This is a genomic window from Rhodopila globiformis (assembly GCF_002937115.1).
Taxonomy (GTDB): domain Bacteria; phylum Pseudomonadota; class Alphaproteobacteria; order Acetobacterales; family Acetobacteraceae; genus Rhodopila; species Rhodopila globiformis.
This window is the reverse complement of record NZ_NHRY01000072.1, coordinates 16,072-35,194: the sequence shown is the minus strand read 5'-3', so window position 1 is coordinate 35,194 and position 19,123 is coordinate 16,072. Positions and strand designations below refer to the sequence as shown.

Genomic DNA, 19,123 nt, shown 5'->3' with positions numbered 1-19,123 from the left:
CGTCATGGCCGAAATCATCCACACCCGCAAAAGCCTCACCACCAACCCGCTGAAATGTTCCGCCCCGCTGGGCGCGGCACTGGCCTATCTCGGCATCGCCGGCTCCGTGCCGCTGCTGCATGGCGCGCAGGGCTGCACCTCTTTCGCGCTGGTGCTGACAGTGCGCCACGCCAGGGAGGCGATCCCGCTGCAAACCACCGCGATCGATGAAGTTGCAACGATCATGGGCGGCGCGGAGAATCTGGAAGAAGCGTTGCTGAACCTGACGAAGCGGATGAAGCCGAGGTTCATCGGCGTCGCCACGACCGCGCTGGTGGAAACCCGCGGCGAGGATATCGCCGGCGACCTGAAACTGATCCTGGAGCGGCGTCCGGAACTGAAGGATGTCCGCATCGTCCTGGCGAAAACCCCAGATTTCGACGGCGCGCTGGAAGACGGCTGGTCGAAGGCCGTCACCGCCATCATCGACAGCCTTGTGGAACCACCCGTCGCCGCGGTGCCACTTTACCAGCAGGTCAATATCCTTCCGGGTGTGCACCAGACTGCGGCCGACATCGAATGGATCGTCGAGACGGTGGAATCCTTCGGTCTTGTCCCGGTCGTTCTGCCCGACATTTCCGGATCGCTCGACGGCACGGTCCCCGGCGACTACATCCCGACCACCTATGGCGGCACCTCGGTCGAAGCCATCGCGCGCATGGGGCGGGCGCTCCACACCGTCGCGATTGGCGAACATATGCGCGCTCCAGCAGAATTGCTGGCCGCGAAGACCGGCGTCCCGTGCACCGTGCTTCCGACCCTGACCGGGCTGGGGCCGTCGGACGAATTTGTCGCGTTGTTGACAGAGATTTCCGGCCGCCCTGCCCCATCCCGCCTGCGCCGGCAGCGCAGCCAGTTGCTCGACGCCATGCTGGACGGCCACTTCTATTTCGGCGGCAAGCGCGTGGCGATCGCCGCGGACCCGGACCTGCTGACGGGCCTGGCGGGATTCTTCGCGTCGATGGGCGCGGATATCGTAACGGCTGTCGCATCGACAGCGAATTCGCCAGTGCTGGCCGACGTCCCGGCGGCCCGCGTCGTTGTCGGCGACCTGCAGGACATGGAGGACAGCGCCGCTGCCTCTGACGCCGAACTGCTGGTCACCCACTGCCACGGCCGCCAGGCCAGCGAACGTCTGGGCGTCCCGTTGCTGCGTATCGGCTATCCGGTCTTCGACCGCCTGGGCCACACGCATCGCTGCACCGCCGGCTATCGCGGCACCCGCAACCTGATCTTCGAAGTCGCGAACATCGTCCTTGGCGAGCTGCACGAGCACACGCCGGACGAGTTCGCCCACGCCAAGTCCATCGTCGAGGAGACCCGCCATGCTGGCGCAACGTCTGCAACTTGTTGAACAGGCGGAACCGGTCGCTGGCAAGCGGCTGCGCATCGCCATCGCCACCGAGGACATGAAGAGCCTGAACGCCCATTTCGGCTCGGCCCGCCGGTTCGCAATCTATGATGTAACGCCTACCGAATCTCGGTTTGTCGAAGCCGTCAGCTTTACTGACGTTTCCAACGAGTCCGGCGCCCACCAGCGCGATGGCGACGACAAGATCGGCCCCAAGGTGGAAGCGCTCACCGGATGCCACCTGCTGTTCGTCCTGGCCATCGGCGGCCCGGCCGCGGCCCGGGTGGTCAACGCGCACATCCATCCGGTGAAGCTGCCAAAGCCAGAAACAATCGAAAACATCGTCGGCCGCGTGCAATCGATGATGACCGGCAACCCACCGCCCTGGCTACGCAAGGTCATGAGCGCGCAGAACGAGCGCTCGATGGACTTCCTGGACGAGGAGTAGGATCGTGGCAGAGATACTTGAAGATCCGATGACCACGCCATTCCTGCAATGCCTGGTCGGGCGGCTCCGGGCCGAGGACCAGTTCGGTGCGTGGGACCGCAAGTCGGACGCGACCCTGCTGAAAGACTATATCGTCACGAAATCGGAACGGCGCCAGATTCCCATCATCGGCGACCCTGATCCCGAAACTCTCGACCGCGTGGAAAAGTATTATCAGGCCGTCGGCCTGGCGGTAGAACGACTGACCGGCGTTGTCGCCTCGCCGATGATGAAAATGAGCCACGAAGGCTTCGGCCGCGTCGTGCTGATTGCTGGAAACCTGGTCGTCCTGTCCAGGACCTTACGCGACGTGCATCGTTTCGGCTTCGAGGATCTCGCTGCCCTGGCCGCCGAAGGCATGAAGGTCGCCAGCCAGGCGGCCACCATGATTGAAGCCCACCCCGAACTGGCGCGGGCCTGAGGTCATGAGCGACATCGAAACCCTGAAGGCCGAGTTGAAGAAACTCTCCGCCCGGGCGACCTCGGCCAAGATGGATCTGCACGACCTCTCGGAGGAACTCCCCAAGGACTGGGAGAAAATCCCCGAAGTCGCTGCCAAGACGTTCGAGGCATTCACCGCACTGGCCGCCAAGAAGGCGGAACTGAAGAAACTGGAATCCTGATGACCCAACTTACCCGCGACGGCCGACCCTGGGAGCCGCAATATCTCCTCGGCATCGACGCCAAGGTCTGCATCGGCTGTGGCCGCTGCTATAAGGTCTGCAGCCGCAACGTCATGACCCTGGCCGGCATCGACGAAGACGGCGAATTCGTTGACATCGGCGCGGATGATGATGATGCCGATGAGATCGAGCGCAAGGTCATGATCATGCGGGACGCCGGCGGCTGCATCGGCTGCGGCGCCTGCGCCCGCGTCTGCCCGACCAACGCCCAGAGCCATGGACCAGCCTGACGGATTCCACGCCATGCAACCCGCGGAAGTCTATGCCTGGCTGACGGCGATCCCGAACCTGGGATGCGACGGGTTCGATACGCACGTAACAGCCTCGATTATCGCACTCTCGCTCTGGGAAGCCGAAACCGGCCGGCTTCGCCCGACCGACACGATCGGCCTTGACGGCAAAAACCTTGTTGTGCTCGCAAGGGAAACGTTTCCCCACGCAGCCACCGTGTTCGCACGCTGGGAAAGCGAAACCGCGTCTGCACCGACCGAGGACGAGGCCTGCCTGCGGGAACTGCTGCGGCGGAACGCGACACACGGCAGCGAATTTCAATGTCGGCTTGCCGACATGATCGCACGCCGGTGCCTGCGGCCTAATCATCTGTGGCAGGACCTCGGGCTGCGCAATCGCCAGGAACTTGGCTGGCTGCTGCTGCGCCATTTCGAGCCTCTGGCGTCGAAGAACCGTAGCGATATGAAATGGAAGAAGTTTTTTTACCGCACCATCTGTCGCGACGAAGGTTTCATGCTTTGCTCAGCCCCAAGCTGCGCCGAATGTGACGACTTCGATCACTGCTTCGGCGAGGAAGGCGGCGAAAGCCTTCTCGCCCAAACGCGTCGCCAGGCCGATCTCCGCATCTGATTGTCAACCTGCTTTGTTTGTCAACCTGCTTTGTCGGGGTTGCGACACGTCGCAGCCCCGACTTTCTTCATGGAAAGTACAAGCATCTCAGTGCTCTGGCATTGGCACACCGTTTGCTGGGTATCGCACCATCAGCAAGACGGGGTTCCGATGATCAGCCTGACTGACAACGCTATCAACGCCGTACGGACCGCGATGTCTGACGCCCAGGGTGGCAACGTGCAGGGACTTCGCATCATGGTCCAGGTCGGCGGATGCGCCGGCGTGAAATATTCCATGGGCCTGGTACGTCAACCCGCGCCGACGGATTTCGTTGTCGAACAGAGCAACATTCGCGTCTACATCGACCCCGAAAGCGAACCGCACCTGAGAGGTACGACCGTGGATTTTGTCGCTGGTCCCGAAGCCTCGGGGTTCACGTTCGACAATCCCAATGTCGGGCCGAAGTGCTCCTGCTCCAAATCGTGCCACTAAGGAGACCGTGTCATGTGGGACTACAGCGACAAGGTCAAAGAGTATTTTTACAACCCGAAGAACGCCGGCGTTCTCGAGGATGCCAACGCCGTTGGCGATGTCGGCGCAATCGCTTGCGGCGATGCGCTACGGCTGATGCTGAAGGTTGATCCTGAAACCGAAGTAATTCGGGAAGCGAAATTCCAGACCTTCGGCTGCGGGTCGGCGATCGCTTCATCCTCAGCCCTGACCGAGCTGATCGTCGGAAAAACGATCACCGAGGCGCTTGAACTGACCAACCAGGATATTGCTGATTTTCTCGGCGGGTTGCCGCCTGAAAAGATGCACTGTTCCGTCATGGGCTACGAAGCCCTGCGCGCTGCCATTGCCAATTTCAAAGGCGATACCTGGCACGATGACCATGAAGAAGGCGCGCTTCTGTGCAAATGTTTCGGCGCCGATGAAGGCATGGTGGAACGCGCTATCCGTGTCAACAAGCTGACGACAATGGAGCAGGTTACCCAGTTCACCAAGGCCGTGGGAAGCTGCGGCACCTGCGTTGAAAGCGTCGAGGCGGTGCTGGTCAAGGTCAACGCCCAGATGGTCGAAGCTGGCGAACTTGATGCGGCTTTGGCGTTCGATCCGGCCCGGGCGGCACTGCCACAACGCCGGGACCGCGTGAAATCCTCGCCGTTGGCCGCGCCAAAGAAAGAAATGACGCTGCTGCAACGTATCAGGCTGATTGAAGGCGCCATCGAGGAACTTCGCCCCTACCTGAAGGCCGACGGCGGTGACTGCGAACTGGTCGACGTCGACGGCGACCGCGTGCTGGTCCGGCTGTCCGGCGCCTGCGTCGGCTGCCAGGCCGCCACTGTAACCATCGGCGGCATCCAGGAACGCCTCGCCGCAAAAATCGGCCGCCCGCTGCGCGTCATACCCGTTCCGACCGGCCATTAGAGGAGCTTGCGATGCGTCCCGTCTATCTTGACAACAACGCCACCACCCGCGTTGATCCCCGGGTCGTCAGCGCCATGACGCCGTTCTTCACCGAGCAGTTCGGCAACGCCTCCTCCATGCATGCCTTCGGCTCGGAAGTCGGAGCGGCCCTGAAACGCGCCCGCCAACAGTTGCAGACATTGCTCGGTGCTGAATTCGACCACGAAATCGTCTATACCGGCAGCGGTACGGAAGCCGACAACACCGTCTTGCTGTCCGCTCTGGAAACCCAGCCCGGACGTGACGAGATCGTAACATCAACGGTCGAGCATCCGGCTGTCCTGGCGCTGTGCCAATGGCTGCAGAAGAACCGCGGCATAAAGGTTCATTACACACCGGTTGACAGCCGCGGGCGCCTTGACATTGAGGCCTATCGCAAGGCGCTTGGCCCGAAGACCGCAATCGCCTCGATCATGTGGGCCAATAACGAAACCGGTACGATCTTTCCGGTCGAGCAGCTCGCGGATTTGGCGCATGACGCGGGGGCGCTGTTCCACACCGACGCCGTACAGGCTGTCGGCAAGGTGCCGATGGATCTGAAGACGTCGGAAATCGACATGCTGTCGCTTTCCGGACACAAGCTGCATGCGCCGAAGGGCATCGGCGCGCTCTATGTCCGTCGTGGCGTGCGGCTGCGCCCGCTGCTGCGCGGCGGGCATCAGGAACGAGGCCGTCGCGCCAGCACCGAAAATGTGCCAGGCATCGTCGGCCTCGGTGTCGCCGCGGAGCTTGCTCTGGAACATATGCACGAGGAACAGACTCGCGTCGCCGCACTGCGCGACCGCCTGGAGAAAGGTTTGCTCCAGCGCATCGGCAATGCCTTTGTGACGGGCGATGCCGAGAACCGTCTGCCCAACACAAGCAATATCGCCTTCGAATTCATTGAAGGTGAAGGCATTCTGCTGTTGCTGAATAAGGAAGGCATCGCCTGCTCATCGGGCTCGGCCTGCACGTCCGGATCGCTGGAGCCGTCGCATGTTCTGCGCGCCATGAAGGTTCCGTACACGGCGGCGCATGGCGCCATCCGGTTTTCGCTTTCCCGCGACAATGCCGATGAGGATGTTGATCAGGTCCTGGCAGTAATGCCGGAAATCGTAGAGAAGCTGCGGTCTTTGTCGCCGTTCTGGAAGTCCAGCGAAAAGGCCACCTTTGCCCCGACCTATGCCTGAGTGAAAAGTGCACCACAGCGATGCCCGCGCAGACGGAACGACGGTCCGGGTCACGGGCGACGCTGCGGGAAACCCGGCTGCATTCGCAGCCGCACATTTTCGCCTCGGCGGACACGACATGTTCTGATTGCGACAAAGAGACCCGATCATGAGTCACCTGCTCGACCGCATGCGCGGCCTGTCAGCCGCGGAAGAATTCTTCGATCTGCTCAAGGTTCCCTACGATCCGGCCGTGCTGCAGGTCGCGCGCCTGCACATCCTGCGCCGCATGGGGCAGTATCTGTCCCAGGAAAGCCGGGCGGCAATGACCAACGACGACGCCGAGGAAGCCTGCCGGGCAATGCTGGCCCGTGCCTATGCCGATTTCGAAGCATCCTCGCCACTGAATGAACGCGTGTTCAAGGTCCTGAAGGACGCCGTCAAGCCCAAGGGTCTCGGCTTCGTTTCCATTTCCGACATAGCCGATAGTGACGAAGCTGCCTGACATGTCCGTTTCGCGACAGGACATTGTATCGGCCTGCGGCATAAACCTGCGGAAAGCCGGCATTTCCGCGTTGGCACGCTGTTTGCCATAGAAGCGGCAAAGATAAGGAGTGGCCATGCATATCGTCGTTTGCATCAAGCAGGTTCCGGACAGCGCGCAGATCCGCGTGCACCCGGTGACCAATACGATCATGCGCCAAGGGGTGCCGACCATCATCAATCCGTACGACCTGTTCGCGCTGGAGGAGGCCCTGCGCCTGCGCGATTGGCTGGGCGGAGAGGTGACCGTGCTGACCATGGGTCCGCCCATGGCCGAGGAAAGCCTGCGCAAGGCTCTGGGTATCGGTGCCGACCGCGGCGTCCTGTTGACAGATCGTTTCTTTGCAGGGTCGGATACCCTGGCCACCAGCTACGCCCTGGCCCAGGCCGTGCGCAAGATCGGCGAGACCTGGGGCATTCCGGAAATCGTGTTTACCGGCAAGCAGACGATCGACGGCGATACCGCGCAGGTTGGCCCAGGCATCGCCCGTCGCCTGGCCTTGCAGCAGCTGACCTACGTTGCCGCGGTCCAGGAAGTCGATCTGGAAAACAAGACCATTACCGTGCTGCGCCGGGCAGAAGGTGGCGTGCAGGAGCTGAAGACTGCCATTCCCGCATTGATTACGATGCTGGAAGGCACCAATGAAGTTCGCCGTGGAACCATCGCCGACGTGCTGCGCGGCGCGCGGGCAGAACTGGTGGTCTGGAACGCCCAGACGGCCGGCATCACCGACGTGAGCAACTGCGGCCTGCGTGGTTCGCCGACAGTGGTGAAGCGGGTGTTCGCGCCCAAGCCCCGCGCAACGAAGGCGGTTCAGATCGAGGTCGGAGATCGCGATATGGGAACGATCGCCGAGGACGTAATCGCCCGGCTTTACGCTGTGCAGCCGGCTCTTGAAGCCGCATTGCTGCGCACGGCCGCAGCTTACTGAAAGGAAGGGCGGACTGTCATGAGCACCGCACCAACACCCCCCGCGGCCGCCAGCCGCGCCGGAATGAAAAAGGAACTGCCCGAGCGGTTCAAGAGCTACAAGCACGTCTGGGTGTTCATTGAGTATGAGCACGGCGAAATTCATCCTGTTTCGCTGGAACTCCTGGGCGAAGGGCGCAAACTGGCCGACAAGCTCGGGGTGGAACTCATCGGCGCCGTGTTAGGCGGAAATCGCGCCGCCATGCAGGACGCCGTGGTCGAAGCCTGGGAATATGGCGCTGATCTGGTTTACGTCGTCGCGGATCCGACGCTCGAACACTACCGGAACGATCCGTATACCAGGGTGATGACTGACCTGGTCAACAACTACAAGCCGGAAATCATCCTGCTGGGTGCGACGGTTCTCGGCCGAGACCTGGCAGGCGCCGTGGCGACGACCCTGTTGACCGGCTTGACTGCGGATTGCACCGAGCTCGCGATCGACGACGAAGGCTCGCTGGCTGCAACCCGGCCGACTTTTGGCGGGTCCCTGCTGTGCACGATCCACACGCTGAATTTCCGCCCGCAGATGGCGACCGTGCGGCCGCGCGTGATGGCGATGCCCGGCCGGACGAAGGGGCGCCAGGGCCGCGTCATCGAGCACGCGGCCAATCTGCAGGAGTTTGATATCATTACCAAGGTCCTGCGGTTCCTGCCCGACCGGAACAGCAACAAGGTACAGCTTGCCTATGCAGACATCGTTGTCGCCGGCGGCCTTGGCCTGCGGTCGCCGGAGAATCTGCAGCTTGTCCGCGCGCTTGCCGAAGTTCTGGGTGGCGAATGGGGCGGATCCAGGCCACTGGTGCAGAAAGGCTGGATGGAAGCCGAGCGGCAGATCGGCCAGACCGGAAAGACGATTCGGCCAAAGATCTATATTGCGGCGGGCATCTCCGGCGCCATTCAGCACCGCGTGGGCGTTGAAGGTGCCGATACGATCATCGCCATAAACACCGATAAGAATGCGCCGATCTTCGACTTCGCGCATTTCGGAGTGGTCACAAATGCAATCGAGTTTTTACCTGCTTTGACCACAGCATTTCGCAAGCGCCTGTCTGTCAACCGTTTGGCGAGTTAACAACCATGGCCGCAATTCAGGAACGTTTTGACGCAATTGTCGTTGGCGCCGGCCCGTCCGGCAACGCCGCGGCCTATACCATGGCAAAGGGCGGCCTTAAGGTTCTGCAGATCGAGCGCGGAGAATACCCCGGCTCGAAGAACGTTCAGGGCGCGATCCTGTACGCCGACGCGCTGGAGCGGATCATTCCGGATTTTCGCGAAGATGCGCCACTAGAGCGTCACGTCATCGAGCAGCGCATCTGGGTGATAGATGATTCATCCCATACCGGGATGCACTACCGGTCTGAAGACTTCAATGAGGAAAAGCCGAACCGCTACACCATCATCCGCGCCCAGTTCGACCGCTGGTTCAGTTCCAAGGTGCGTGAAGCCGGCGCCATCGTGCTGTGCGAAACCACTGTTACGGAACTGGTGAAGGACACCAAGGGCAACGTCATCGGCGTGCGGACCGATCGCCAAGGCGGCCCGCTGCTGGCCGATGTCGTTGTCCTGGCAGAAGGCGTCAACGGCCTGGTTGGCCAGCGCGCGGCCCTGCGCGATGAGCTGAAGCCAGAAAACGTTGCGCTGGCAGTGAAGGAAATGCACTTCCTGCCGCAGGAAGTGATCGAAAGCCGCTTCAACCTGAAGGGCGACGGCGGCGTGGTGATCGAGGCAATGGGCACCGTCACCAAAGGCATGACCGGCACCGGCTTCCTCTATACCAACCGCGAATCCATTTCGATCGGCATTGGTTGCATTGTCGACGATATCAGGAAGAGCGGGATGACGCCCTATAACCTGCTCGACTCCTTCAAGCAGCATCCCTCGATCGCGCCGCTGATCGCCGGATCGGAGGTCAAGGAATACGTCGCCCACCTGATCCCCGAAGGCGGCTTCCGCGCGATGCCGGAAACCCAGGGCAACGGCTGGCTGGTGGTGGGTGACGCGGCCCATCTGGTCAACGCGGTGCACCGCGAAGGATCGAACCTGGCGATGACGTCGGGACGCGTTGCCGGCGAAACCATCGTCTGGCTGAAGCGCCGGCGCGAGCCGTGCACGGCCGCCAACCTGGCCGAATACCGCAAGCGCCTGGAGGACAGCTTCGTCCTGAAGGATATGCGCAAATACCGGAAGATTCCGGCACTGCTGCACAACAACCGGCACCTGCTCAACCTGTATCCGCGCATCATGAGCACGGCCGCGCAGACGTGGCTGCGCGTGGACGGCAAGGCGAAGAAGGCCAAGGAAACCGAAATCATCCAGCGCCTGCGAACGCAACGCGGCCTGACCGGCATGCTGGCCGACGGCTGGCGGCTCGCGCGCGCTTGGCGCTGACAGGAGTCGACAATGAGCAACCGTATCGAAGAAAAGCTGTACCAGAACCGCTACATGGTCGATGCCGGGCGGCCGCACATCAAGGTCAGGGAACACGCTGTTCCCTCCGAGGCGCTGAAGTCCCTGGTGACCACCTGCCCCGCCGGCTGCTACAGCGAAAACGAGCAGGGCAAGGTTGAAATTGTTGCCGATGGGTGTATGGAGTGCGGCACCTGCCGAGTCGTCTGTGCGGAAACCGGCGAAATCGAGTGGAATTATCCGCGCGGCGGCTACGGCGTTCTGTTTAAGTTCGGTTGAGCGATGATTTATGTGCCGGATGCTGATATCGATCGTTTGATTGCCGAGGACTCAGGCTTCGGCGATCTGACGACCACTGCGCTGGGAATTGGCGGCGAACCCGGCGTGATGCGCTTCACGACACGCCACGCCATGATCGTCTGTGCAATCGAGGAAGCAGGCCGGTTGCTGGCTCGCCTCGGCGCGCAGGTGGAACTTGCCGCCGGCAGCGGGCAGTGGGCCGAACCGGGAACGCCGTTGCTGGCGGCGCATGGGCCCGCGGCCAGCCTGCATGCCGGATGGAAGGCCGCTCAGACATTGGTCGAGTGGGCATCCGGCATCGCAACCGGCGTCCGCGCCATTGTTGACGCGGCGCGCGCTCAGAGGCCTGATATCGTCGTGGCCTGCACACGTAAAGCCGCGCCATTCACGCGCGGCCTGTCGATCAAGGCAGTGCATGCGGGCGGCGGCACGATGCATCGCACCGGCCTGTCGGATACGGTTCTGCTCTTTGCCGAACACAGGGTTTTCATAGCCGATGTGGACGAAGCCGTCGTTGTCGCGAGACTGCGCGCTGCGGCTCCGGAACGAAAAATCGCCGTTGAGGTCAGCACGCCCGATGCCGCGCTGGCTTATGCTCAGGCCGGCGCGGATGTTCTGCAACTGGAAAAATTCTCCCCGGAGTTGGTGTCTCAGGTCGTCAGGGCAATCGCCGGCCTGCCCGGCCGGCCGCTGATCGTCGCGGCAGGTGGCGTGAATGCAACGAACGCCGCGGCCTACGCCATTGCCGGGGCGGACGTGCTTGCCACATCCGCGCCGTACGTCGCGCCGCCGCGGGATGTGCAGGTCACGCTGTCGCGGTCAGCGTCTTTCTGACGCCGTCGCTTCCGGCGGCACCCATTCGACGCGGTCATACCCCAGGCCGGCCGCCATTTCCTCGACCCAGCTTTTGACGCCGGCGGCGTCGTCGCCCAGGTGCGAGTCGGGCAGCGCCTCGACATCAGCTTGTTCCGGGTTGCTTTCACCCGGATAGTCGGCCTTGAAAAGACCAGGTTCCACCTCGCGCAGGGTAGCCTTCAGGACTCCTCTTCCGTGAACCGGGTCGTTTCTCATACATTCCTCGCAACATGGACTGGATCGAATTCACGGATCGTTCGTTGCGGCAGCGTAGTGCAATGAGGTGGTTCGCTTCTGCAACCCCTCTGGCGCCTCATCGCCACGGCAACACGCACAACGTCCGCTTCGCTTCAATTGCGGTTGACCACTTCAGAAGCCAATCTTCCTGGCCAATGCTTCCCGATCCCCGCCACTGGCGGCCGGAGCGTAAGGCTGGCCGGTGGCCAGGTCGATGATCTCCACGACGTGGTCGGCATTCTGTCTGATCAACGTCCTGGCCTGCTGCTCCGCCTCGTCGGGGGTTTCGAACCGTCCGGCCGGGCGGCCATTCATTCTCAGTTCGTAAGGCATGGATGCCATATCACTTCGTGTTGCCAAAACTCCTGTATAAGCCAGCCACGGTCGTTGGACTCGTGTCGTCGCTGCTTCGTGGCTCGCCCTGAAGAAGACGTCACAGGCCCCTGCGGGTTCGTCGGCGCTTGCTCACGCTTCAGCGAGGGAACCCGCTTTTCGGCAGAACGGCCACGACTCGTTCTCGATTCAGTCCATTCCGGGTGCCTCCAGCGGATCCTCGGCTCCCCGACAGCCGATCGGCCGCCGCCGGAGCGTCCGTCCCGGCGGCAGCCCGCGGCCCCGCACTGCCCATCCACCCGCCCGGTCTCCCAAGTTCCGTCAAGCCGCCCGAGGTTGTCGCGATTGTGTACTTACCCCCAGGGTTGCCATATCGCCGGGACACCCCCTTTAAGCGCCAGGGGAGTTCAAAATGACCGCATCCAACAACGAACCGCTTACGTACCGCACCAGGCCATGTCCATGACCAGCCGATCATCGCGGCCCCGGATCGCCATTGTTGGAGCCGGGCCGGGCGGACTCGCCGCAGCCATGTTGCTGGCCCAGACTGACGCTTCGGTCACCATCTTCGAACGCCTCGATCACATCGGTGGCCGATCCGCGACGATCAAAGCCCGCTCGCAGGCGGGAATGTTCCGATTTGACACCGGGCCGACCTTTTTTCTGTACCCACGTATCCTCGCGGAGATTTTCGTTGCGTGCGGCCGACGGCTGGAGGATCATTTAGACCTGATACGCATCGACCCGCAGTATCGGCTGGTTTTCGAGGAAGGCGGCGAAATCAGGGCGACTTCGGACGCCGCCGACATGGCGCGCGAGATCGCACGCTTCTCGCCGGACGATGCCGCCGCCGTGTCGCGCTTCATGGCGGACAACCGCGCCAAGCTCGCGGCCTTCCGGCCGGCGCTGGAGTCGCCGATGAACAGCGCGCTCGATCTCCTGCGCCCCGGCGTGTTGAAAGCGCTGCCGGGCCTGCGTCCGCACCAGAGCCTGGATCGTTACCTGGCGCGCTACTTCAAGGACGAGCGCGTGCGGCTGGCGTTTTCGTTTCAAAGCAAGTATCTCGGCATGTCGCCGTTCCGCTGTCCCAGCCTGTTCAGCATCCTGGCGTTCATCGAATATGAATTCGGCGTCTGGCATCCCCGCGGTGGCTGCGGCGCGGTCATGACAGCCATGGCACGGGTGGCGGAGGATGCCGGCGTGGACCTGCGGCTGGGCGCCCCCGTGCAGGAGATCCTGTTCGACGGCCGCCGCGCCGTGGGCATCCGCTCGGCACGGGGGACAGAACGTTTCGATGCCGTCGTCGTCAATGCCGATTTCGCCCAGGCAATGACGACGCTCGTTCCCGACAGCATACGGCGCCGCTGGCCCGATCGGCGCATCGCCACCCGGAAATTCTCCTGCTCCACCTTCATGATGTATCTCGGGCTGGAAGGCGACGTTCCCGACCTGGACCATCATACCATCTATCTCTCCAGGGACTACCGCCACAACTTCACCGAGATCGAGCAGGGCCTTGCGCCGCCGGCAAATCCGTCGTTCTACGTGCAGAACGCTTGCGTGACCGATCCCGACCTGGCACCACCCGGCCATTCGACGCTGTATGTCCTCGTGCCGGTCGCCCGGCGCATCGGCGCAGGCATCGACTGGGACGCCAACCGGGATTCGTTCCGCAGGCTGGCGCTGGAACGACTTCAACGCATCGGCATCAGGGATGTCGAGCGGCGCATCCGGTTCGAGAAGATCCTGACCCCAACAAACTGGGAGCATGATCTCAACGTCTACACCGGCGCGACCTTCAACCTCGCCCACAACCTCGGCCAGATGCTGCATATGCGGCCGCGGAATCGTTTCGAGGATCTTGATGGCGTCTACCTCGTCGGCGGCGGCACCCATCCGGGCAGCGGCTTGCCGGTCATCTTTGAATCGGCCCGTATCACCAGCAAGCTGATCACCCAGGATCTCGGCCTGACAGCCGGCCGCGCCACCGACACCAGCCTGCCGGCCGATCCGTATCAGCCAGCGCTCAAGGAGGTCGTATGACCACAAACCGGCCCGCCGATCGGCCGGCGCGCGCAGCGGGATTGCCGGTCGGCGTCATCGGCGGCGGCCTGGGCGGCCTGGCTGCCGCCTGCACGCTCGCCGCCCGCGGCCACGGCGTCATCCTGTTCGAAAAGAATCCCTGGCTCGGCGGCAAAGCCGCAGTGCTGGAGCAGAAGGGATTCCGTTTCGATATGGGGCCGACAATCCTGACGCTGCCGCGCGTGCTGGAACGCATTTTCGCCGAGGCAGGGCAGGACATGCATCAGGTCCTCGACCTGCGCCGGCTCGATCCGCAATGGCGCTGCTTCTTTGACGACGGCTCCCGCCTGGACCTGCACGAGAATGTCCAGCGGATGGCCAGCAACATAGCCGCGTTCGCCCCCGGATCACAGCGCGGGTTTGGCGACTTCATGCAACTGGCTGAAAAACTGCACGAGGTTTCCGAGAAATTCTTCTTCTGGCGCTCGGTCGAGGATATCGGCGATACGCTCGACCTGAAGAAGAATTTCGACCTGACCACCCTGCGCGACGTCCTCAGCCTGCGCATAGGCGCCACGGTCGCGGGAACAATCCGGCGACGGGTGCGCGACGGGCGCGTCGCCCAGATGCTCGATCATTTCGTCCAATACGTCGGTTCCTCGCCGTACAATTCCCCGGCCGTGCTGTGCGGAATCGCGCACATGCAGACCAACGGCGGCGTCTGGTATCCCATGGGCGGCACGCGCGCCGTGCCACAGGCGCTGCAAACGCTGGCCGGCGAACTGGGCGTCGACCTGCGTCCGCGCACCGGCATCCGCCGCATCCTGTCCGACCACGGGCGGGTCAGCGGGGTGGAGACCGACACCGGTGAAACCATCCGCCTCGCCGCGGTCGTTTCGAATATGGACTCCATCCGCACCTACCGGGAACTCGTCGGCGGCACACCCGCCGCGACGTTCGGGCGGCGATGGAAATCCGAACCCGCCTGCTCCGGCGTCGTGCTGTATCTCGGGCTCGACCGGACGTACGAGCAACTGGCCCATCATGACTTCGTCTTTTCCGCGGACCCGAAAGAAGAATTCGATTGGATCTATCGCAAGGGCGAACCGGCGCCTGATCCCACCTGCTATATCGCCGCCCCGGCGCGCACCGATCCGTCCGTCGCCCCGCCCGGCGGCGATGCGATCTATGTGCTGGTACACACGCCGTATCTGCGCCCGCACCACGACTGGCGGCGGATGCTGCCCGAGTATCGGCGCGTCATTTTCGACAAGCTCGGCCGCTGCGCCGGCATGCGCGACCTGGAAAAGCACATCGTGTTCGAGGCGGCACTGACGCCGGCCGATATTCACGAACGATACCAGGTCCTCGACGGCGCCATCTACGGCCTGGCCAGCCACGGCCGGTTCTTCGGCGCCTTCAAGCCGGGCAACCGCTCGCGCGACCTGAAGGGCCTCTACCTCGCCGGCGGCGCGGCGCACCCGGGCCCGGGCATGCCGATGGTGCTGATGTCGGGCTGGATCGCCGCCGACAGCCTGGACAACGACTTGACAACCGCCCCGCAGCCGACGGATCAGGTTACCGCGTGACGTTCGGATGGTGGGCTTTGATGTGCGGTGTAATCCTGACCTCGACCATGCCTGCCATGGCTGCGGATATCGACGTCGCCGTAACCGGCATCCGCAACGCTCGCGGCAACATCCTCGTCGCCATCTGCGACAAGGCCAACTTCCCCAATGGCGCCTGTGCCTATCACGGCGAGGCGCCCGCCCGTGCCGGTTCCGTCATCATCCGCGTCCCGGGCGTGCCGGCCGGCATCTGGGCCGCCGCGGTCTATCACGATGAAACCAATATCAGGCGGCTGGACTACACGCTGTTCGGCATGCCGAAGCAGGGTCTTGGTTTCAGCCGCGACGCAAAAATGCGCTTCGGCCCGCCGAAGTTCACCGAAGCCGCGTTCAGGGTGGGCGAGAATCGCGTGACCGTAACGGTGCCGCTGCGCTACCCGAAGCCTTGATCCTCACTGCACCGTATAAGCGCGCCCGCGCCACGTCGCGGGAACGCCCAGCGCATGGCGGACAAGCGCCGCCCACTGCACCACCAGCAACGCCGCCACGCCAACCGGATGCAGCAGCGCGCTGACGATGGACTGGCGCAGCCGCCGTGCCAGCAAAAGGCGAAGCCCGATCGAGGCCGCAACCGCGCCCGCGCTCGCAACACCCGGTTCCATTACCAGAACGATCGGCGGCAGGATCTGCCCGCCCGCCAAAATCCCTGTCCAGATCGGCAACGCCTTGATCGTCGCCATACCCTCGGTCGCGTTCTTGGTCAGGCCCTCCCAAAGGCTATGGGCGTTGGTGTACATGCGGCACGCGGCAATATCGGTGGCGTCGAACAACCCGGTCGGGATGCCGGCGGCACGGAACGCCCGCGGCAACTTGATGCCATCGTGCAACGATGCCCGGATTGCCGCATGCCCGCCAGCCCGCAGATAGGCCGCACGCCGGGCGATGAACAACTGTCCGCAGCCCGCGCCGAACGCCGGATTGACCGATCGCCGCATCAGCGCCATGGGCAGGAAGCCCAGCAGCAGGAAATGAATCAGCGGCAGCAGCAACACCTCGGACCATGTGCGAACGATCTGCCGGGGAAAGCCGCTTGCCAGGCCGACATCGTTCCGCTGCATGAACCCGGCCATCCGCGACAACGCATCCGGTGCCAGCCGGACATCGGCATCGACGAAGACCATCAAATCGTGGCGCGCCAGCGTCGCCAGATGCGCGCAGGCGTGCTGCTTGCCCGACCATCCCGGCGGCAGCGGCGGCGCGCTGGCGACCTTCAGCCGAGGGTCGTCGATCCCGGCAAGGATCTCGCGCGTGCGGTCGGTGGAATGATCGTCCAGCACGATCAGCTCCAGCGTGACGCCCCGGTTCGCCAGCACCGCCGCGCAGGCCGCGCCGATGGTCGCTTCCTCGTTCCGGGCAGGGATCAACACCGAGACCGCCTGCCACCCGGCTGCCACCGGCGGCGCCACGTAGAAGCGGAAATTGCTCAGCGCCAGCAACAACGGCCCGGCCGCCAGCAGCAAGGCGATGATCGCCAGCATCTACGGCCTGCCGTCCCGCCGCGGCTCGTGCGCAAGCTGCGCCCGTCGCAGGCGCGCCAGCGCCGCCAGCCGGCGCCAGATGTCGTAGATCCCGCCGACGCCGGCGCGGCCGCGCACCACTTCGCGGAACCGGCCCGGATCGCGGCTGATGGCATCCTCGGCCAGCGCGGCCATCGTTTCGGTCAGGCGCTGCTCCAGCAGTTCGTTCCACATGGCGACGCTGTGCCCGCGCGCATCACCGACCGTGACAGGGCGCCCGAACCGCACCAATGCCTCGGGCTTCCGTTCGTTCCAGAAGGTATATTCGATTGCCAACGGAACAATCACGGCGTTCGGCACGCGGCGCGCCAGGTGCGCAAGCCCGGGGCGCAACCGCACCGGCCGCACCCGCGAGTCGCTGAAGTGTCCCTCGGCGGTGATCCACAGCGCCGTTCCGGGCCTGGACAGGATGCGCAGGCTGACGGCCATGAAGCGCGCGGCCCCCTGGCGCGAGGCCGTGTCGATGCCATAGACGCCGAAGCGGCGGAACAGCTTGTACCGTTGCAGGGCCTCGGCCTCCATCGGGCCGAAGCCGGTGCGGTCCTGCAATAACGTGTTCGCCAACAGCATGAAAAGCGCCGGATCCCACCACGACGGATGGTTCGCATAGATGATCAGCGGCCAATCGGCCGGGACGTCGGGGATGTCGCAGCGGGCGATGCGCACGGCATGAAAGTTGCGCCAGAAGAACCAGCGCAGGTACCACCCGAACGCCCGGAACAGGCGCGGCGCGTGCAGCGCCAGCGGGTCCTCCGGCAACTGTGTCTTGTCGTCCGATAGCATTGTGTTGTCGGTCACCACGGAAGCATCATAGGTCCGGACATGGGCAGCGACGCGGCGGTTTTAAGGGACACCAACGAACTTGTTGTCGAGACGCTGCGGCAGGCACGGCGCCTGCGGCCGTCATGGTCCGAACGTCCCATCAAGGATCGCCTGCGCATCATCCGCCGCGCCCGCCACCTGATCGCGCGGGATTGCGAGGACCTCGCGGCCACCCTGCTGCATCGCCGCCCGGCGGTGGAAACGCTGGTCACCGAGGTGTTACCACTGGCCGACGCCGCGCGCTTCCTGGAACGAAACGCCGCCGCCCTGCTGGCGCCACGGACGTTGCGCGGCGGCCGTCCGCTCTGGCTGCCCGGCGTGCGGGCCGAGGTGCGGCGGGAACCGCTGGGAGTCGTGCTGATCCTGTCCCCCTCCAACTACCCGCTGTTCCTGCCGGGCGCGCACATCCTGCAGGCGCTGACAGCCGGAAACGCCGTCTGCGCCAAGCCGGCCCCCGGATGCGCCGAGCCGTTGCGACGCTTCGCCGCGCTGCTGGCCGAGGCCGGCCTGCCCGACGGCCTGCTGACCGTGCTGGATGAATCGACGGAAACCGCCGCCGCCGCCACCCGCGCCGGCTTCGACAAAATCGTGCTCACCGGCTCGGCCCGGACCGGGCGGCTCGTGCTGCAGGCGGCGGCGCCGCGGCTGACGCCAACGACAATGGAACTGTCCGGCAACGATGCCGTTTTCGTCCTGCCCGGCGCTGACCTGGATCTTGTGGCGTCATGCCTGGCTTATGGCCTGCGGCTGAACGGCGGCGCCACCTGTATCGCGCCACGGCGTGTGTTCGTGCCCGGAACGTTGGCGCCGGCGCTGGAACAGGCCCTGCTGTCGCGCATCGGCGGCATCAGCCCCGCCGCGGTGCCGGAACGCATCCGGAACCAGTTGCAGGCCCTGCTGCAGGAAGCCGCCGCCGCCGGCGCGCGGGTGCTCGCCTGGCCGGCGGCGGACCGTGTCCCGCCCATCGTCGTTGCCGACGCGCAGGCCGATATGCGCCTGCTGCGCGAGGACGTGTTCGCGCCGGTGCTGGCGATCATTGCGGTGCCGGATACCGAGCACGCGCTGGACGCCGCCTCGGCCTGTCCCTACGCGCTCGGCGCGTCGATTTTCGGGCCGCCGGCCGACGCTTACCAGTTGGCAACGCGGGTCAATGCCGGATCGATCGTGATCAACGACCTTATTGTTCCGACAGCGGATCCACGCTTGCCGTTCGGCGGACGCGGCGAAAGCGGCTTCGGGGTCACCCGCGGCGCCGAGGGCCTACTGGAAATGACGGCGCTGAAGACCATCAGCACGCGCCGCGGCCGGTTCCGTCCGCACCTCGCCGCCCTGCGGCCACAGGAAGCGTCGCGCTATGCCCTGCTGATCCGGTTGCTGCACGGACGGCGCTCGTTTCGTAGCCTGTGGGCAGCGAATCGCGATGGTTCTCCACACCGCCGCAGCATATCGTGAACATCGGGAACGTGCCC

Annotated in this window: 22 protein-coding genes; 19 read left to right on the top strand and 3 right to left on the bottom strand. The window is 64.1% G+C overall.

The window, feature by feature from the left end; translation table 11 throughout:
* The first annotated feature begins 4 nt into the window (after window positions 1-4).
* From nifN to modD, 15 genes are all read left to right on the top strand, one after another.
* Window positions 5-1,393, top strand: a complete 1,389-nt coding sequence (nifN, locus tag CCS01_RS07500; RefSeq protein ID WP_104518209.1) for a nitrogenase iron-molybdenum cofactor biosynthesis protein NifN — start codon at window positions 5-7, stop codon at window positions 1,391-1,393.
* Window positions 1,365-1,838 carry a nitrogen fixation protein NifX gene (gene nifX / locus CCS01_RS07495; RefSeq protein WP_104518208.1) on the top strand — a complete coding sequence of 158 codons (474 nt, stop codon included), beginning with the start codon at window positions 1,365-1,367 and terminating at the stop codon, window positions 1,836-1,838. The genes nifN and nifX overlap by 29 nt, the downstream gene beginning before the upstream one ends.
* A gap of 4 nt (window positions 1,839-1,842) precedes the next feature.
* Complete coding sequence (locus tag CCS01_RS07490) at window positions 1,843-2,298, top strand: NifX-associated nitrogen fixation protein (protein WP_275112895.1); 456 nt, start codon at window positions 1,843-1,845, stop codon at window positions 2,296-2,298.
* A gap of 4 nt (window positions 2,299-2,302) precedes the next feature.
* On the top strand, window positions 2,303-2,500 hold the full coding sequence (locus CCS01_RS07485) for a CCE_0567 family metalloprotein (RefSeq protein WP_104518206.1): 198 nt from the start codon (window positions 2,303-2,305) through the stop codon (window positions 2,498-2,500).
* Window positions 2,500-2,790 (top strand): ferredoxin III, nif-specific, encoded by a 291-nt coding sequence (fdxB, locus tag CCS01_RS07480; protein ID WP_104518205.1) that lies wholly within the window; start codon window positions 2,500-2,502, stop codon window positions 2,788-2,790. Before CCS01_RS07485 ends, fdxB begins: the two co-directional genes overlap by 1 nt.
* Window positions 2,791-2,803: 13 nt before the next feature.
* A complete protein-coding gene (locus CCS01_RS07475) occupies window positions 2,804-3,421 on the top strand; it encodes a nitrogen fixation protein NifQ (RefSeq protein ID WP_104518204.1) in 618 nt (205 codons plus the stop codon).
* Window positions 3,422-3,571: 150 nt separating this feature from the next.
* Window positions 3,572-3,895, top strand: coding sequence for a HesB/IscA family protein (locus CCS01_RS07470; RefSeq protein WP_104518203.1), 324 nt, complete (start codon window positions 3,572-3,574; stop codon window positions 3,893-3,895).
* A 12-nt stretch (window positions 3,896-3,907) separates the two neighbouring features.
* Complete coding sequence (nifU, locus tag CCS01_RS07465; protein WP_104518202.1) at window positions 3,908-4,831, top strand: Fe-S cluster assembly protein NifU; 924 nt, start codon at window positions 3,908-3,910, stop codon at window positions 4,829-4,831.
* A gap of 11 nt (window positions 4,832-4,842) precedes the next feature.
* Window positions 4,843-6,039: a cysteine desulfurase NifS gene (nifS, locus tag CCS01_RS07460; protein WP_104518201.1), complete on the top strand. Its 1,197-nt coding sequence runs from the start codon at window positions 4,843-4,845 to the stop codon at window positions 6,037-6,039.
* A gap of 148 nt (window positions 6,040-6,187) precedes the next feature.
* The gene (gene nifW / locus CCS01_RS07455) at window positions 6,188-6,523 is read left to right on the top strand and encodes a nitrogenase stabilizing/protective protein NifW (RefSeq protein WP_104518200.1); all 336 of its coding nucleotides are present in this window, start codon (window positions 6,188-6,190) and stop codon (window positions 6,521-6,523) included.
* A 115-nt stretch (window positions 6,524-6,638) separates the two neighbouring features.
* Window positions 6,639-7,493, top strand: a complete 855-nt coding sequence (locus CCS01_RS07450; protein WP_104518199.1) for an electron transfer flavoprotein subunit beta/FixA family protein — start codon at window positions 6,639-6,641, stop codon at window positions 7,491-7,493.
* 18 nt (window positions 7,494-7,511) lie between these two features.
* The gene (locus CCS01_RS07445) at window positions 7,512-8,606 is read left to right on the top strand and encodes an electron transfer flavoprotein subunit alpha/FixB family protein (protein ID WP_104518198.1); all 1,095 of its coding nucleotides are present in this window, start codon (window positions 7,512-7,514) and stop codon (window positions 8,604-8,606) included.
* A gap of 5 nt (window positions 8,607-8,611) precedes the next feature.
* The gene (locus CCS01_RS07440) at window positions 8,612-9,922 is read left to right on the top strand and encodes an FAD-dependent monooxygenase (protein WP_104518197.1); all 1,311 of its coding nucleotides are present in this window, start codon (window positions 8,612-8,614) and stop codon (window positions 9,920-9,922) included.
* Window positions 9,923-9,934: 12 nt separating this feature from the next.
* Complete coding sequence (locus CCS01_RS07435) at window positions 9,935-10,219, top strand: ferredoxin family protein (RefSeq protein WP_104518196.1); 285 nt, start codon at window positions 9,935-9,937, stop codon at window positions 10,217-10,219.
* 3 nt (window positions 10,220-10,222) lie between these two features.
* A complete protein-coding gene (modD, locus tag CCS01_RS07430) occupies window positions 10,223-11,074 on the top strand; it encodes a ModD protein (RefSeq protein WP_104518195.1) in 852 nt (283 codons plus the stop codon).
* On the opposite strand, the gene CCS01_RS07425 is transcribed toward modD, so the two are convergent.
* Window positions 11,060-11,311, bottom strand: coding sequence for a hypothetical protein (locus tag CCS01_RS07425; RefSeq protein ID WP_146101602.1), 252 nt, complete (start codon window positions 11,309-11,311; stop codon window positions 11,060-11,062). The two genes, modD and CCS01_RS07425, sit on opposite strands and share 15 nt — an antisense overlap.
* A 249-nt stretch (window positions 11,312-11,560) precedes the next feature.
* Between CCS01_RS07425 and crtI the strand changes: the two genes are divergently transcribed.
* From crtI to CCS01_RS07405, 3 genes are read left to right on the top strand one after another with little or no spacing between them, the layout of a single operon-like run.
* Window positions 11,561-13,708: a phytoene desaturase family protein gene (gene crtI / locus CCS01_RS07415; protein WP_338049970.1), complete on the top strand. Its 2,148-nt coding sequence runs from the start codon at window positions 11,561-11,563 to the stop codon at window positions 13,706-13,708.
* Window positions 13,705-15,276, top strand: coding sequence for a phytoene desaturase family protein (locus CCS01_RS07410; RefSeq protein ID WP_104518191.1), 1,572 nt, complete (start codon window positions 13,705-13,707; stop codon window positions 15,274-15,276). Before crtI ends, CCS01_RS07410 begins: the two co-directional genes overlap by 4 nt.
* 20 nt (window positions 15,277-15,296) lie before the next feature.
* Window positions 15,297-15,704, top strand: a complete 408-nt coding sequence (locus tag CCS01_RS07405; protein WP_104518190.1) for a DUF2141 domain-containing protein — start codon at window positions 15,297-15,299, stop codon at window positions 15,702-15,704.
* A gap of 3 nt (window positions 15,705-15,707) precedes the next feature.
* Here CCS01_RS07405 and CCS01_RS07400 read toward each other — a convergent pair whose 3' ends face one another.
* Window positions 15,708-16,793 carry a glycosyltransferase gene (locus tag CCS01_RS07400; protein WP_104518189.1) on the bottom strand — a complete coding sequence of 362 codons (1,086 nt, stop codon included), beginning with the start codon at window positions 16,791-16,793 and terminating at the stop codon, window positions 15,708-15,710.
* Window positions 16,794-17,630, bottom strand: coding sequence for a lysophospholipid acyltransferase family protein (locus CCS01_RS07395; RefSeq protein WP_146101601.1), 837 nt, complete (start codon window positions 17,628-17,630; stop codon window positions 16,794-16,796).
* Between the two features lie 24 nt (window positions 17,631-17,654).
* Here CCS01_RS07395 and CCS01_RS07390 point away from each other — a divergent pair, with 24 nt between their 5' ends.
* Complete coding sequence (locus tag CCS01_RS07390; protein ID WP_104518187.1) at window positions 17,655-19,106, top strand: aldehyde dehydrogenase family protein; 1,452 nt, start codon at window positions 17,655-17,657, stop codon at window positions 19,104-19,106.
* Window positions 19,107-19,123: the final 17 nt, after the last annotated feature.